12 protein-coding genes are annotated in these 14,346 nt (G+C 72.1%); 9 read left to right on the top strand and 3 right to left on the bottom strand.

The window, feature by feature from the left end; genetic code table 11:
- Nucleotides 1–386 precede the first annotated feature (386 nt).
- Both WMF43_RS28255 and WMF43_RS28250 read left to right on the top strand, forming a co-directional pair.
- Entirely contained in the window at nucleotides 387–1,799 is a 1,413-nt protein-coding gene (locus tag WMF43_RS28255; RefSeq protein WP_437669220.1) for a heme-binding domain-containing protein, read from the top strand.
- 133 nt (nucleotides 1,800–1,932) lie between these two features.
- Nucleotides 1,933–2,367 carry a beta-lactamase hydrolase domain-containing protein gene (locus WMF43_RS28250; RefSeq protein WP_437669218.1) on the top strand — a complete coding sequence of 145 codons (435 nt, stop codon included), beginning with the start codon at nucleotides 1,933–1,935 and terminating at the stop codon, nucleotides 2,365–2,367.
- A 93-nt stretch (nucleotides 2,368–2,460) separates the two neighbouring features.
- Here WMF43_RS28250 and WMF43_RS28245 read toward each other — a convergent pair whose 3' ends face one another.
- Genes WMF43_RS28245 through WMF43_RS28235 form a run of 3 tightly spaced genes read right to left on the bottom strand, consistent with a single transcriptional unit; the run spans nucleotide 2,461 to nucleotide 5,132 of the window.
- Nucleotides 2,461–3,279: an ABC transporter ATP-binding protein gene (locus tag WMF43_RS28245; RefSeq protein ID WP_437669216.1), complete on the bottom strand. Its 819-nt coding sequence runs from the start codon at nucleotides 3,277–3,279 to the stop codon at nucleotides 2,461–2,463.
- A 3-nt stretch (nucleotides 3,280–3,282) separates the two neighbouring features.
- On the bottom strand, nucleotides 3,283–4,092 hold the full coding sequence (locus tag WMF43_RS28240) for an ABC transporter permease subunit (protein WP_437669214.1): 810 nt from the start codon (nucleotides 4,090–4,092) through the stop codon (nucleotides 3,283–3,285).
- A complete protein-coding gene (locus WMF43_RS28235; protein WP_437669212.1) occupies nucleotides 4,089–5,132 on the bottom strand; it encodes a sulfonate ABC transporter substrate-binding protein in 1,044 nt (347 codons plus the stop codon). Before WMF43_RS28235 ends, WMF43_RS28240 begins: the two co-directional genes overlap by 4 nt.
- Before the next feature lie 306 nt (nucleotides 5,133–5,438).
- On the opposite strand from WMF43_RS28235, the gene WMF43_RS28230 reads away from it, so the two are divergent.
- From WMF43_RS28230 to WMF43_RS28200, 7 genes are all read left to right on the top strand, one after another.
- A complete protein-coding gene (locus WMF43_RS28230; RefSeq protein ID WP_437669210.1) occupies nucleotides 5,439–6,152 on the top strand; it encodes an SDR family NAD(P)-dependent oxidoreductase in 714 nt (237 codons plus the stop codon).
- Between the two features lie 315 nt (nucleotides 6,153–6,467).
- The gene (locus WMF43_RS28225; RefSeq protein ID WP_437684100.1) at nucleotides 6,468–6,860 is read left to right on the top strand and encodes a VOC family protein; all 393 of its coding nucleotides are present in this window, start codon (nucleotides 6,468–6,470) and stop codon (nucleotides 6,858–6,860) included.
- A 758-nt stretch (nucleotides 6,861–7,618) separates the two neighbouring features.
- Nucleotides 7,619–8,956 carry an FAD-dependent oxidoreductase gene (locus WMF43_RS28220; RefSeq protein ID WP_437669208.1) on the top strand — a complete coding sequence of 446 codons (1,338 nt, stop codon included), beginning with the start codon at nucleotides 7,619–7,621 and terminating at the stop codon, nucleotides 8,954–8,956.
- Nucleotides 8,949–10,016, top strand: a complete 1,068-nt coding sequence (locus tag WMF43_RS28215; RefSeq protein WP_437669206.1) for a cupin domain-containing protein — start codon at nucleotides 8,949–8,951, stop codon at nucleotides 10,014–10,016. Before WMF43_RS28220 ends, WMF43_RS28215 begins: the two co-directional genes overlap by 8 nt.
- Nucleotides 10,013–12,079: an aminotransferase class I/II-fold pyridoxal phosphate-dependent enzyme gene (locus WMF43_RS28210; protein WP_437669204.1), complete on the top strand. Its 2,067-nt coding sequence runs from the start codon at nucleotides 10,013–10,015 to the stop codon at nucleotides 12,077–12,079. Before WMF43_RS28215 ends, WMF43_RS28210 begins: the two co-directional genes overlap by 4 nt.
- Nucleotides 12,080–13,123, top strand: coding sequence for a methyltransferase (locus WMF43_RS28205; RefSeq protein WP_437669203.1), 1,044 nt, complete (start codon nucleotides 12,080–12,082; stop codon nucleotides 13,121–13,123). It abuts the gene before it with no gap.
- A complete protein-coding gene (locus WMF43_RS28200) occupies nucleotides 13,120–14,346 on the top strand; it encodes an MFS transporter (protein WP_437669201.1) in 1,227 nt (408 codons plus the stop codon). The genes WMF43_RS28205 and WMF43_RS28200 overlap by 4 nt, the downstream gene beginning before the upstream one ends.

Genomic DNA, 14,346 nt, shown 5'->3' with positions numbered 1-14,346 from the left:
GCCCGCCTCGCTCGGTGAGGCGAAGCGGACGCCCGCCTGGGCGGCCCTCCTGCCGTGTCCAGGTGCCGCCGGCTTTGCCTTGGCCGGGCGTCCGGGCGTGCCTGTCCGCGCAATCGAGCGCTGCGCACCAGTGGAAATTGAAATCGTAATCCCCGCGCGCGCAGCGGTCGCGCGGGGCGATGGCGCTCGGTCGAGCGCGGGCGCCGCGCAGGTGCCCAGCGCCTGTCGGCGCGTCCACGGCGCGCATGCCCTTGGAGACTCGGTCCGACGACCGGCCAGCGTCCTCTCTGCGAAGGCCCGCGCCTGCGCAGGAAGGCACCGCCGACACCCCTCACGCTGGAGGCTGAGCCATGCGACGTTTGTTTCGTCGAAGAGTCACGACGGTTGTGCTCTCTTTGCTGGTCCTGCTCGGGACGCTGGGTGTATGGGACCGGTATCTCAATTTCCTCCAGGCGGAGGAGCTCCCGGACTCGGCGTCGGTGGACAGCCTCGAGGTGATGGCGCAACGGTACCGGGAGCAGGTCCAGCCCATCGTCAAGGCCAAGTGCTTCGCCTGCCACAGCGCGACCGAGGAGCGGCCCTTCTTCTATCACGTCCCGCTCGTCAGCTACGTCTCGCAGCCCTACGTGGACGAGAAGATCCAGCGGGCGCGGGTGAATTTCGACGTGGCGAACGACTTCCCCTACCGCCGCCGCAGCTCGGCGCTGGAGTTCATCTTCAAAATTCAGCACGCGGTCGAGGCGAACGCCATGCCGCCGCTCGCCTACAAGACGCTCCACCTCGGGCACGCGCTCAGCAGCGCGGAGCGGGAGCTCATCCTGCGGTGGGCAGCGGAGACCTCGATCTCCCTGGAGCGCTCGGGCACGCAGGAGGTCCGCCCCTCCATCGCCGGCATTCCCTCCGAAGAGCTGCCGCACGTCATCGCGAAGGGGATCATCGCCGCCTGCCCGCCGGCGGCGCCGGACGACGAGGAGGCGCGCGACCTCTGCGCGGAGCGGCTGAAGGGCTTCGACGTCCTGCGCGACGCGATGAAGGAGCCGTTCTTGTGGTCCCGGCAGAAATACGAGGGGGACTTCGGCTTCGAGCACACGAGCGCGACCTTCATGAACCCGCTCGTCTGGCGGACGGTCTACATGTCGATCTTCTCGTTCGAGAGCAACTACCGGGTCGAGAAGATCGGGGGGCTCACGATCATCCACCTCCCGTACCACTTCCGCAACAAGCTCGACCCCGGCTCGTTCCCGTATCCGTTCTGGCATCAGCCGGCGAAATGGGACGCGTACCAGACCACGGTCGAGCTGCTCCTGGTCATGAAGCAAGACCGGGTGATCGGCGCCCTGAGATCCGCCGAGAGCGACGAGAGCCGGCCGCGGGTGCACAGGGAGTGGGATCACGAGTGGACCTGGCGCGGCAAAGACGGCGGCGAGGAACCCCATTTCACGCTCTACCAGAACCTCTTCTCGAGAGAGAACCCGCACGTGCAGGACCTCGACAGGTCCTACCGGAGGCTCTCGGAGGCGTTCCGGAAGCACAATTGCCTCGCCTGCCACGATCCCGAGAACGCCGCCGGGATGCGCATCCTCGAGCTCTTCAACTTCCCGAACCAGGCGCTGGCGGGGCGCAACCGGATCCTGCGCATCCTGCAAGACAACGAGATGCCGCCGCTCGGCGGCATCAAGGACGAGCAGCACCGGGCGGAGCTCCTGACGCTGGCGAAGGACTTCCAGCAGCACGCGAACGACGCGCTGCGCTTCGAGAACGAGAACTACGTCATCCAGGACGAGGTCGCCGCGAAATAGGAGGGGTTCCTCGGGGAGGGCACACCCATTGCTCCGATAACGACATGACGACATGACGACATGTCGACGAGTGAGGTGCGGACGGTGACGGTCCGTGTGCGCGCGCCGTGAACGCGGCGGAAAGGACGAGGCGATGAGCAACGTGAAATGGATCTCCGATGCGCTGGCGGCGAGCGACCAACCCGGGGAGGACGAGCTGACGAGCGCGGGTCTCGCGCCGTTCAAGTCCGTCGTCAACCTGCGCTCCCCGTCGGAGCAGGGGTTCGTGCGCGACGAGCAGGCGCGCGTGGAGGCCGCCGGCCTTCGTTACCTCAACCTGCCGGTGAGCCCGGTGGAGGCGACGGAGGAGATCCTCGACCGTGTCGTCGAGCAGACGAACGATCTGCCGCAGCCCGTGCTCTTCCATTGCGCGGCGGGCGCCAGGGCGGGTGGGCTGGCGCTCGCCGCCTGGGCCGAGCGCGAAAAGGCGGACCGGCATCGCCTGGAAGAGCGGGCGCGCGAGGCGGGGGTGAAACCGGAGCAGCCGCACCTCAAGCTGCTCCTCGAGAGGCTGGCCCGAGGCAAGTGAGCCCGGCGCGCAGCGATCGCTCCAAGGTCCGGGGCGATCGGCGTCATCGTGTCCACGCGCTTGATGAACGTGGGACGTGCGTCTCGTTCGCCCTCACTCGGCGCCGGCGAGGAGCGGCGTCGACAGGGGCGCAGCGAAGTCCTCGCGGGAGGGGAGGGGCGTCTGTGGGCCGTCGCCCGACGCGAAGATCGCCTCGAGGAGCGCGCCGGTGATGCGGCCGACCTCCGGGAGCTCCCGCGGGCGAGGCCGCGGCAGGTCCACGGCGACGCTCTCGACGACGCGGCCCTCGTCGAACACGAGCACGCGATCCCCGAGCAGGACCGCCTCCTGGACGTCGTGGGTCACCAGGATGGCCGTGAAGCGGTGCTGGATCCACAGCGACTCGACGAGGCGCTGCACCCCGATCCGCGTGAGCGCGTCGAGCGCGCCGAACGGCTCGTCGAGGAGCAGGACCCTGGGCTCGTGCACGAGCGCGCGCGCCAGGGCGACCCGCTGTCGCTGGCCGCCCGAGAGCACGCCGGGGTACTCGTCCTGCCGGTCGAGCAGGCCGACGCGGTCGAGCACGTCGCGCGCGCGCTCGTGGCGCTCCTTGGGCAGGCCGATGCAGACGTTCTGGAGGACGGTTCGCCACGGCATCAGCCGGGGCTCCTGGAAGACGACGCGCACGGCCGCGGCGCCCGCGTTGCCCTCCTCCGTCGCGATGCGCGCCGAGCCGGCCGTGGGCGACTCGAGGCCACACAGGATGCGGAGCAGGGTGCTCTTGCCCGAGCCGCTCCGCCCGACGATGGTCAGGAACTCGCCAGGACGGATGTCGAGCTCAATGCCCGCGAGCACGGGCCTGTCGTCGAACCGCTTCTCCAGCCGCTCGAGCAGGACCCGCGCGCCATTCCTGGGATCGTCCGGTACGCTCATGGTTCACCTCGCATCCATTCGTTGCAATCGAGGCTGCCAGGGGAGCAGGCGGCGCTCGGCCCACCGCGCCAGGGAATCGGCCAGCTTGCCGAGGATCGCCCAGAGCACGATCGTGAGCACGAGCAGATCCATCTGCATGAACTCGCGCGCGTTCATCGCGACGTAGCCGAGGCCCTGGGTGGCGCCGATCGTCTCGGCGACGATCAGCACGAGCCACGCGAGCCCGACCGCGAAGCGGAGGCCCACCAGGATCGACGGCAGCGCGCCGGGGAGGATGACCTCGCGGTAGAGCGCGAACCCGCGGACGTCGTAGACGCGCGCCATCTCGATGATGTGCGGGTCCACGCTGCGCACGCCGTGGAACGTGTTCAGGTAGACGGGGAAGAGCACCGTCACCGCGACGATGAAGAGCTTGGCCGTCTCGCCCAGCCCGAACCACAGGATGACGAGCGGCACGAGCGCGAGGGCGGGGATCGCCCGGAGCATCTGGATAGGCCCGTCGACCACGAGCTGGAGCGGGCGCGAGAGCCCGGTGGCCAGGCCCAGGATGAGCCCGATGCCGGCGCCGATCGCGAGCCCGCCGAGCGCGCGCAGCGCGCTGACGCCGAGGTGCGCCGGCAGCTCGCCGCTCGCCGTGGCGTGGATCGCGGCCAGCACCACCTCCGAGGGCGACGGGAGCAGGGTCTTCGGGATCGCGCCGAGCCGGGACAGGGCCTCCCAGAGGACCACCAGCACGATCGGCGCGATCCAGGGGGCTAGGCTCCGGCCGAGCGCGCCCGCCGCGCGGCGGGCCTCTGCCGCGCCGGCCGTCATCGCACGCCTCCGTAGGCGGCCGCCGGCAGGAACGCGTCTTCCACGCGGATCTGGCGCGGGATGACCGTGAGCCGGTGGAGCGTATCGGCGATCTCCTGCTGCTTGCTCAGGATCTCGGGCGTGATCGGCAGCAGGCCGAAGGCGCGCCGGCGCTCGGCGATGAGGAACGCCTCGTACCCGACGCCCGACGACGCCGCGAGGATCTTCGAGGTCTCCTCCACGTGCTCGCCCTCCCACTGGCTCAGGCTCTGGTACTCGTCGAGCACCGTCCGCAGGAGCTCCGGCTGCTTCTCGGCGAACTCCCGCCGGGCGACGTAGAAAAGGTGGTTGTCGACCAGCCCCTCGCCGCTCTGGAGGGTGCGCGCGCCCGCGATCTCCGCGGCGGCGAGGAACGGATCCCAGATCACCCACGCGTCGACCTTGCCGCTCTCGAACGCGCTCCGCGCGTCCGCCGGGGCGAGGAACGAGACCTGGATGTCGTCCAGCGTCAGCCCCGCCTTCTCGATGGCCCGGACGAGCAGGTAATGCACGTTGGAGCCGCGGTTGACGGCGACGCGCTTGCCCTTCAGGCCCGCGACGGTGGTGATCGGCGAGTCCTTCGGGACGATGATCGCCTCGGCCTTCGGGGCCGGCGGGTCGGTGGCGACATAGACGAGCGGCACCCCGCCTGCCTGCGCGAAGACAGGGGGCGTCTCGCCGACGTGACCGATGTCCACGGCGCCGGCGCGCATCGCCTCGAGCAGCGGGGGCCCGGCGTGGAACTCGACCCATTCGGCGCTGGCGTTCTTCGCCCCGAGCGCCTTCTTCAGGCTGTCCGCGCGGTCCTTGAGGAGATACGGGGTGCCGATCTTCTGGTAACCAAGGCGGACCACCACCGCCGCGCGCCGGTCCTCTGCGGGCGCCGCAGCCCCCGCGTCGCTCGCCGTCGCCGCGGCGCCCGGCTCAGCGCCGCGGTTGTCGCAGCCGGACAGGGCGCACGCCAGGGCGACGCATCCAAGCAGCCCGGCGCGGAGCATCGTGGGGGAGGTGAGCCTGATCATGGGGGGTCTCCTGGGCGTCGTCCGGTTCGTGGGTACAGCGTTGGTGGATTCCAGTTATGCTGCACACGACGAACAATTCCCCCCCATGGATGCAAATTCAGGGAACAGGCAGTCCCCGTGCCACGCAGGAGTCCTGATCGTCCTTCCATGCGTTTGCTGGGGCGCTTTCTCGGTAGAGGTCGTCGGGGGCTGCTGCTCCAGCAGCACTTGATCAGCAGCAATTGCTTCTGGAGCAGCAGTCCAGCCGGGCGCGGAAGGTCGCTTTCCTGATGCTGGACCGCGAGCGCTCTGCCATAAGGCGCGGCCATGACCTGTGACATCCGAGGAAAATGGGCGCTCATCACCGGCGCGAGCCGGGGCATCGGCAAGCAGATCGCGCGCGGCCTGGCCGAGCATGGCTGCAACCTCGTCCTGCACAGCCGTGACGCGGCGCACACGCGGGAGCTCGAAGCGGAGCTCGCCGGCCGGGGGATCCGGGTGAGCGCCGTCTCGGGCGAGCTGTCGGATCAGGCGGCGGTCGACCGCCTGGTGGACGAGGCGCTCGCCGCGTCGGGCGGGATCGACATCCTCTACAACAACGCCGCCATCATGACGCCCTTCCGCGCGTCGCACCTCGAGACGCCGGCCGAGGACTACCGGCTGAGCTTCGAGGTGAACGTCATCAGCCCGATCCGGATCACGTACCGGCTGCTGCCCGGGATGCTGAAGCGCGGCTGGGGCCGCATCATCCAGGTGACCTCCGGCATCCAGGACCAGCCCGAGCTGATGGCCTACGCCGCGTCCAAGGCCGCGCTCGACAAGTTCGTGCGCGACTCGGTCCCCTCGCTGCGCGGCACAGGCGTCCTGATGAACCTCCTCGATCCCGGCTGGCTGCGCACCGACCTCGGCGGCCCGCGGGCGCCGAACGCCGTGGAGTCGGTCCTCCCCGGCGCGCTCGTCCCGGCCTTGGTCGACGGCGAGGTCCACGGGGTGTTCTTCCGCGCGCAGGACTACGCGCGCCCCGCCTCCGCCGCGAGCTGACCCTCCCTCCGCCCCGCAGCGCCTCCCCCCGGGGGGGCGCGATTGACGCGCGCCGCGCGCCACCCCCCGCAGGATCCGAACGAGCCGATATGCATCCTCTGCATGGGGTGCATGCTGACGAAGAATTGGAGTCATGTCGCCGGCCGATGTAGGAGCTGGGCATGTGACCGGGACGACGATCTCTGCGAGGGCTGGCGCTTCAGGGGCGCCGCAGGCGAGGCCGAAGGAGGGCTCGCCGCGGGGCGCACCTCCAGTGCGTTGCCCTCGCAGCGCCGCCGTGCGATGGGGCCGGCCACGGAGGATCTCGGAATGACCCTGCTCGATCACGTATCGTTGAACGTGTCCGACTACGAACGCTCGAAGGCCTTTTACGAGAAAGCGCTCGCGCCGCTCGGGGTCAAGCTGCTCATGGAGTACGGCGTGGCCGGCGGGTTCGGCCGGGACAACAAGCCGGACTTCTGGATCGCCAAGGGCCCGGGGAGTTACCAGAAGTCCGAGCAGCTCGCGATCATCTCGCCGGTGCACCTGGCGTTCACCGCGCGGAGCCGCGAGGAAGTGGACGCCTTCTACCAGGCGGCGCTCGCCGCGGGCGCGAAGGACTTCGGTCCTCCGGGGATCCGCGAGATCTACCACCCGAACTACTACGGCGCGTTCGTCCTCGATCCCGACGGCCACAACGTCGAGGCCGTCTACCACGGCCCCGCGTAGGCGACCCGCCTCGCCCGCCTGCGCAGCCGCGGGAGGCCCAGCGCCGCTCCGATCGAGCGGCCGCTGGTCGACGTCGGCCGCGAGGGCGCCCGACCTCCTCACGGGCCGCCGGTCCGCGCAGAGCGCGACGGACCGGCGTTGCCAACCACCCAGCTCTCCCGACATCCAGGGACGTGCACCCCGGCGCCGCCCAGCCGATAACGCGGCGTCGCTGCACCGCCACGGGGGCGACGCGCCCTCGTGTGCGTCCAGCGCTGCGCGCCCGGGCGGCGCCGCGACGGCGGAGGAAGCGGCGCCGCGGCGCGGGGGCAGCCGAGCGGACGCATGCAGTGGCTCCGAGCCGTCGAGCCCTCGGCCGGACACCTCCCGTGCAGCCACGTCAAATTGAACGGGTGATGGTGAATTGATGGCATTTCAAGGGTGTGCGCATTCCGCATGAAACAGACGTGATTGCATCAGGTCGCGCCAGAATGGCATGGTCGCGACGCGTACAAAAAGCTGTCGTCGACTTGACTTCTCCCGGGCCAAATCAAATATGGCCTGACCTGGCGGGGACTCGATAGCACCGGCTGCCTGCGCGCCGCGCCGCGCCGGAGCTTGGCTGGTCACGGAATGCGCCGTGATCCACGCCGAACCCGCTGATTTCTTGCGTCGGCCCGGGCCCTCGGGTCGAGCAGCGCGCTCCGCGGCCGGTATGCGCCGAGCGGCGCTGCCCCATTGCTATGCAGACCTCTTCAAGACCCCTAGAAGAAGACGACGTGGCGTCTCCGCCGCCTCGCGCCGTCATCGTGGGCGGCGGGATCTCCGGGCTGGCGCTGGCCATCCTGCTCTCCGAGCAGGGGATCGGGGTCCGCGTGCTCGAGAGACGACCGGATCCCCGCGTGGCCTACGAGGAAGGACGCACGATCAACTTCACCCTGTCCGGCCGCGGGCTCCGCGTCCTCGAGCGGCTGGGTCTCGCCGAGCGGGCGCTCGCCGCCTCGGTGCGGATGGCGTCGCGCGTCGTCCACCTCCCGGGCGGCGGGGAGGTGGCCCAGCCTTACGGGAGCGCATCGCAGGTGCTTCACGCCCTCAAGCGGCGCGACCTCATCGTGGCGCTGCTCGAGCGGGCGCTCGCGAGCCGGGGAGTCGAGGTGGAGTTCAACGTCGCCCTCGACGCGCTGAGCCCGGCCGGCGAGCTCCGTTTTCTCCGGCAGGACGGCGCCCCCGCGCGCCTCTCGCCCTCCTTCATCGTCGGCGCGGACGGCATCCACTCGTGGGTGCGCGACGCGATCGGCGAAAGGGAGACGGTGGTCGTCGAGCAACAGGCGTTCTCCCACGGGTATGCGGAGCTCACCATCAGCCAGGAGGACGGGCGGCGACTCGACCTCTCCCCACGGTCCCTGCACGTCTGGCCTGGACGGAGCTCGGCGCTCGTGGCGATCCCGAACGTCGACGGCTCCTTCTCGTGCTGCTTCATCGTGGACAAGGCCGTCGGCGCGGAGGCGATCGAGCCGGCCTTGCTCGCCGATTTCCCCCACCTCCACCGGGCGAGCGGCAGCCTGCGCGACTCGGCGCGGCGCGCCAGGTACAGCGCGCTGCTGAGGACGCGCGTCTCGACGTGGTGCAGCGGCGATCGGCTGGTCCTCGTCGGCGACGCAGGGCACGCGGTGTATCCGTTCTTCGGACAGGGGATGAACGCGGCGCTGGAGGACGCGCTCGCGCTCGCGACGGCGCTGCGGCGCCACCCGTCCGACCGGCGCCGCGCGTTCGCGGAGTACCACGCCGCGCAGAAGCCCAACGCCGACGCGCTCGACGAGCTCTCGATCGGCCACTTCGAGTACCTGAAGGAGCACGCGGCCTCCGCCCGCCAGCACGGGCGGCACCTCATCAACACCGCGCTGGAGCGTCTGGCTCCCTCGTTATGGCGCCACGAGTACGCGCTCGTGGCGCACAGCGACCTTCCCTACGCCGAGGCGCGGCGGATCATCCAGCGACAGGCGGCGCTCCGCGGCGCGCTCGGGCTCACCCTGGCCGAGCGGGTCCTCGCGGGCGCGATCACTTGCATCCGGTGGCTCCGCAGGGCGGCGCCAGCAAAGAGGTCCTCTCATGGTTGACGATACGACCGGTGTGCGCGTCATCGCGCGACACGACATCCCTGCCATCACGACGGTCGAGGTCGAAGGTGCGGTGTTCGATCTCGGCGAGCACCGCGACTTCCGCCGGCACGCCGCGATGGCCGGCTTCATCCCCGAGAACGCCCGGCTCGCCGTCGCGTGGACCCGGCTCGACCCCGGCAAGAGCCTCGCGCCGCACGTGCACCCGATCCCCTCCATGATCATCGTCTGCCAGGGCGAGGGGCGCCTGCTCGGCGAGCTCGAGCGCCCCCTCGCGGCAGGCGACATCGTGCTCGTGCCGGCGGGGCGCTCCCACGGGTTCTCGGGCTCCGAGCCGAGCGGCATCGTCGCCCTCTCGGTCCAGTTCGAGCAGTCCGGCCTCTACGAGCGCGCCGAGGCGCCGATGGTGCGGCCTCCCTCCGCCGCGGACCCGCTCTCGGAGCTCGTCGCCTACAGCCGGCGCCGCCTCGAGGCGCACGTGAACACGCCGTACTTCCAGCTCCTCCGCGGCGGCCTCCTGCGGAGCCCAGAGGCCCGGGCGGTGTTCCTCGACCTCTTGCAGCGGTGGTCGGCGACCTTCCAGCGGCTGATGCTGCTGCGCCAGGCGACCTGCGTCGAGCCGTCCTTCGCCGAAGGGTTCTCGCGCCACCTCCAGGAGGAGATCGGCCACGATCGCATGCTGGTGCCGGCGCTCGGGGCGGGGCCGCGCTGCCGCGACGCCATCGTGGAGGCGACCGGGGAGTGGTTCGTGGCGCAGATGCTCACGCGCGACAACGCCGAGAAGGCGGCGCTCGTCCACCTCGTCCTCGAGGTGAGCGCCCACGCGTTCCATAGCGAGGCCGCGCGGGCGTTCCAGGGCGAGGTCCACCTCGCCCCGTACTTCAGCGTCCACGGCGAGGCGGACGACGGGCACGCCGAGCTCGGCGAGGAGCTCCTCCGGGACCTCGCGCCGGAGGCGCAGGAGCGGCTGGGCGCGATCGTGCGCGACGGGTGGGACATGCTCGAGGCGATGCTCGACCGCATGGTGGTCCTCATCCGGCGCGCGGCCGAGGCGTCGTGAGGTCGCGCCGCGACATCGAGGCGCTGCGGGACGTATTCCTCCGCGGCCTGGATCCGCCCCGGCCCGTGGTCGAGCTGGGGCGGCTCCCCCACGTCGCGGGCGGCTACCCGGTCCCGCGGGCGGCGTCGCGCGTGCTCGCGCTGCCGACGCTGATCGGCGCCGGCGCGGTGCTGAATTTCTCGACCCCGGCGCCGTCCGCGGGGCGCCTCGCGGCGCTGCGCGAGGCGGCCGCGGCCGCGGCCGCGGCGCAGGTCCTCGTCCCGCACGTGCGCCGCGGCGAGGACCCGCGGGCCCTCCGTGAGGCCGGGTTCTCCAGCGTGCCCGCGGGGCACGAGTGCGTCGTCCGGCTGGCGGGCGCCACCGACGTCGACGACCCAGACGAGGTCGACGCGCTGCTGCGGGCCCGCATCGGCGCGCGGCAGCTCCGCGACCTGCGCCGGCGCGAGCGCGCCTGCGAGGCCGAGGTCACCTGGGAGCTCCTGCGCGCCGGCGACCTGCGCGACCGCCGCGCGCACCTCGAGGCGCTCGTCGCGCTGCACGAGGATCACGCGCGGCGGCACGGGAGCGACCACAACCCGTACGGGCGCGCGTCGATCGAGCGGCTGCTCGAGTCGGCGCTCGCGCCGCGGCTGCGCCTCCTGTTCCGCGCGGACCGCCGCGACGGCGCGGTCGTCGTCGCGGGGCTCCTGCTCGTGAGCGAGACGGGCGAGGGGATCTACTACATGTCGCAGGCGATCCGGCGCGGCCACGAGGCCGCCCAGCACAACCTGTACGTCTCGACGTTCTACCGCCTCTACCACGAGGCGCGGCGGCTCCGGATGGACTGGGTCCACCTGGGCCGGGGCGGCGTCGACCAGAAGCGGCGGCTCGGCGCGGACCTGTTCCTCCCGCTCGATCACTGGATCTGGAGCAGCGACGAGGCCGCGCGGCGCGAGCTCGCGGCGCTCGGCGGCGCCACGCCGGCGCCGGTGCCAGTCGACGACGCGCCGTCGCGCCACGCGCGCCCCACGGTCCGCTCGGCGCCCATCCCCGGGCCGCTCCGCGAGCGCCACCGGCCGCGCCTCGACGAGGTCGACCTCTCGAGCAACACGAACGCGTGGCTCGGGGGGGGCGCGCGGTACCCGGACGTCGACCAGCCCGAGCTGAAGCGGCGGTACCTCGAGATCACGGCGGAGGTCGACCGCGCGCGGGGCGCCGCGGAGCTCCCGCAGCTGTCCCCGGAGAACGTCCTGTTCACGAGCGGGGGGGTGGACGCGGTCCTCCTGCTCCTGCTCGCCTTCGCCGACGCGGGCGACGTGGTCTGCACGACGCCGCCCACGTTCGAGGCGTACGCCCACTGGGCGCGGCTGCTCCGGATGGAGGTCGCCGCCGTCCCGCTGCGCGGGCCCGCGCTGAACGAGCTCGACGTCGCCGCCATCGTGCGCGCCCGCCCGAAGCTCGTCTTCCTGTGTGATCCCAGCAACCCCGTCGGGTCCCGGCTCGCGCCCGAGCAGGTGCGGGAGCTCGCCGCGGCCGCGCCGGGGCTCGTGGTCGTCGACGAGGCGTACGTCGAGTTCAGCGAGCGGCCGTCGTCCCTGGGCGCCCTCGCCGTGCACTCGAACCTCGTGCTCGTGCGCACGCTCTCGAAGGCGTTCGGGCTCGCGGGGGCGCGGTGCGGGGTCACCCTGGCCGATCGCGCGATCGTGCGCGCGCTCGAGCGCGTCCAGGTGCCGTTCGGGTTCTCGTCGCCCGCGCAGGCGGCCGTCGCCGAGCGGCTCGCCGACATGGGGCCCGTGTACGACTCGTGGCGCGCGGTGCGGCGGGAGCGCGAGCGGATGCGCGCCGCGCTCGAGGCGAGCCCGGCGATCGCGCGCGTGTTCCCTTCCGAGGCGAACTTCCTCCTCGTGCTGCCGCACGACCCGGCCAGGATGCGCGCCCTGCTCGCGCGCGAGAACATCCGCGTCGCCGAGGCGGGCCACGTGGTCCCGGGCTCCTTCCGGATCTCGGTCGCGCGCCCCGAGGCGAGCCAGCGCCTCCTTGATTTGCTCGCCGATCTGGCGACCATCGACACCCAGGAGCTCTAGATGGACACGATCTCTCCCCAGGACTGGACTGCGCTCTGCGGCCTGATGAACGGGTGGGTGCACAGCACCGCGCTCGCCGCCGCGTGCGAGCTCCGCCTCTTCGACCTCCTCTCCCGCCGCCCGGGCGCCACGGTCGAGGACGTCGCCGCCGGGCTCGACGTCTCACCCCACGGCGCGCGGGTCCTCCTGCTCGCCTGCAGCGCGATCGGCGTCGTCCAGCGGGACGCGGGCGGCGCGTACACGAACACGGCGCTCGCCGAGTCGTACCTGCGCAGCGACGCGCCGCACTCGATGGCGTCGTTCGTCGCGTTCAACCATGAGGTCCAGCAGGTCGGCTGCCACCACCTCGCCGAGTCGCTGCGCCAGGGCCGCAACGCCGGGCTCGACGCCTTCCCCGGCCCCGGGGACACGCTCTACCAGCGGCTCGCGGCGAACCCCGCCTCCGAGCGGCTGTTCCAGACCGCGATGGCGGCGTACACCCGCCTCGCGCCGGCGATGATCGAGGCCGAGGAGCTCGCCGCGGCGCGCGTGCTGGTCGACGTCGGCGGGGGGGACGGCACCAACGCGGTGCGCCTCTGCCGGCGGTTCCCAGGGCTGTCGGTCACGCTCGTCGACATCCCCTCGGTCTGCGCGATCGCGCGAAAGAACGTCGAGGCGGCCGGGCTCGCCGCGCGGATCCGCTGCGTCGAGGCCGACATGTTCCGCGACCCGTGGCCGGAGGGGGACGCCGTCCTCCTGTCGCACGTGGTCGAGATCTTCTCGGAGGAGCGGGTCCAGTTCCTCTACACGAAGGCGTGCGAGCGGCTGCCGCCCGGGGGCCGCCTCTTCGCGTGGACGCTCACCTGCGCGGACGACGAGTCGGGCGGGCTGCAGGCGGCGAAGTCGTCGATCTACTTCGTCGCGGTCGCCTCGGGGCACGGGATGGCCTACCCGGCGTCCCAGCACGAGCGCTGGCTGAAGGGCGCCGGGTTCGGGCAGCTGCGCCGGCACGACGCGCGCTACCTCGACCACACGCTGCTCGTCGCGACCAAGCCCGGCGTATGACGGACGAGCAGCCCGCCCCGGTCCCGCGCGGCTGGCAGCGCGCCCTCGCGCCCTACCGCGGCCTCCCCTTGCGCGTCTGGCTGCTCGCGGCGGTCGTGCTCGTCAACCGCGCGGGGACGATGGTCGTGCCGCTGCTCGTCCTCTACCTGACCGAGCAGCGGGGCTACACCCCGGCGGACGCGGGCAAGGTGCTGGCCGTCTACGGGGTCGGCGCGATCCCCGGCAACCTGCTCGGCGGCGCCTTGCTCCGCCGCCTCGGGGCGGTCCGGGTGCAGATCGCGTCGCTCTGCGCGAGCGCGGCGCTGCTCGCGCTCCTCGCGGCGGCCTCGGGCACGCTCGTGCTCCTCGTCGTGCTCGGGCTGCTCAGCTTCGCGACGGAGGTCTTCCGGCCGGCGAACGCGGCCGCGCTCGCCGCCTGGACCGAGCCCGCGACGCGGCGCCGCGCCTTCGCCCTGAACCGCACCGCCGTGAACCTCGGGATGTCGATCGGCCCCGCGCTGGGCGGCGCGCTGGCGGCGCTGGACTTCCGGCTCCTGTTCCTCATCGACGGCGCCACGTGCCTGCTCGCGGCCGGGCTCCTGGCCGCGTTCGCGGGCCGCGAGCGGGTCGAGGCCGCGTCGACGCAGGGCGCCGCCGCCCGCGCGGCCACGCCGCCGCTGCGCTACGCGCGGCTCGGCGCGTTCCTGCTCGTCTTCGGGGTCATGATGTTGATCTTCTTCCAGGTCAACGCGACGTACCTCTTGTTCCTGAAGACCGATCTCGGCCTCGACACGGGCGGCGTCGGGCTGCTCCTCTCGCTGAACGCGCTCGTGTGCGTCGTGGCCGAGATGTGGGTCGTGCACGCGACCGAGCGGTTCGACGCGGGCCGCGTGCTCGCGGCGGGCGCGCTCCTCGTCGCGCTCGGCTTCGGCCTCTCGCCGTGGTGCCAGGGGCTCTTTGGCGCCGGCGTCCTGGTCCTCGTCTGGACGCTCGGGGAGATGCTGGTGCTCACCACCGGGACGGCCGCGACGGCGGCCTTCGCGCCCGCGGGTGATCCCGGCCGCTACATGGGGGCGTTCTTCGCGACGTTCTCGGCGGCGTTCATCCTCGCGCCGATCGCGGGCACGGCCCTGTACGAGCGCGATCCGGCGCTCCCCTGGCACGTCGCCCTCGCGCTCGGCCCCGCCCTCGCGCTCGGCTTCCTCGTCCTCGGTCCGCCCAAGGACCGGCCCGCCACGGAGTAA

Origin of the sequence: Sorangium sp. So ce131 (assembly GCF_051519095.1) — a bacterium.
In the GTDB taxonomy this organism is placed as follows: Bacteria; Myxococcota_A; Polyangia; order Polyangiales; family Polyangiaceae; genus Sorangium.
Note: the sequence above shows the minus strand (reverse complement) of the source record. Positions and strands in the feature narration are given on the sequence as shown.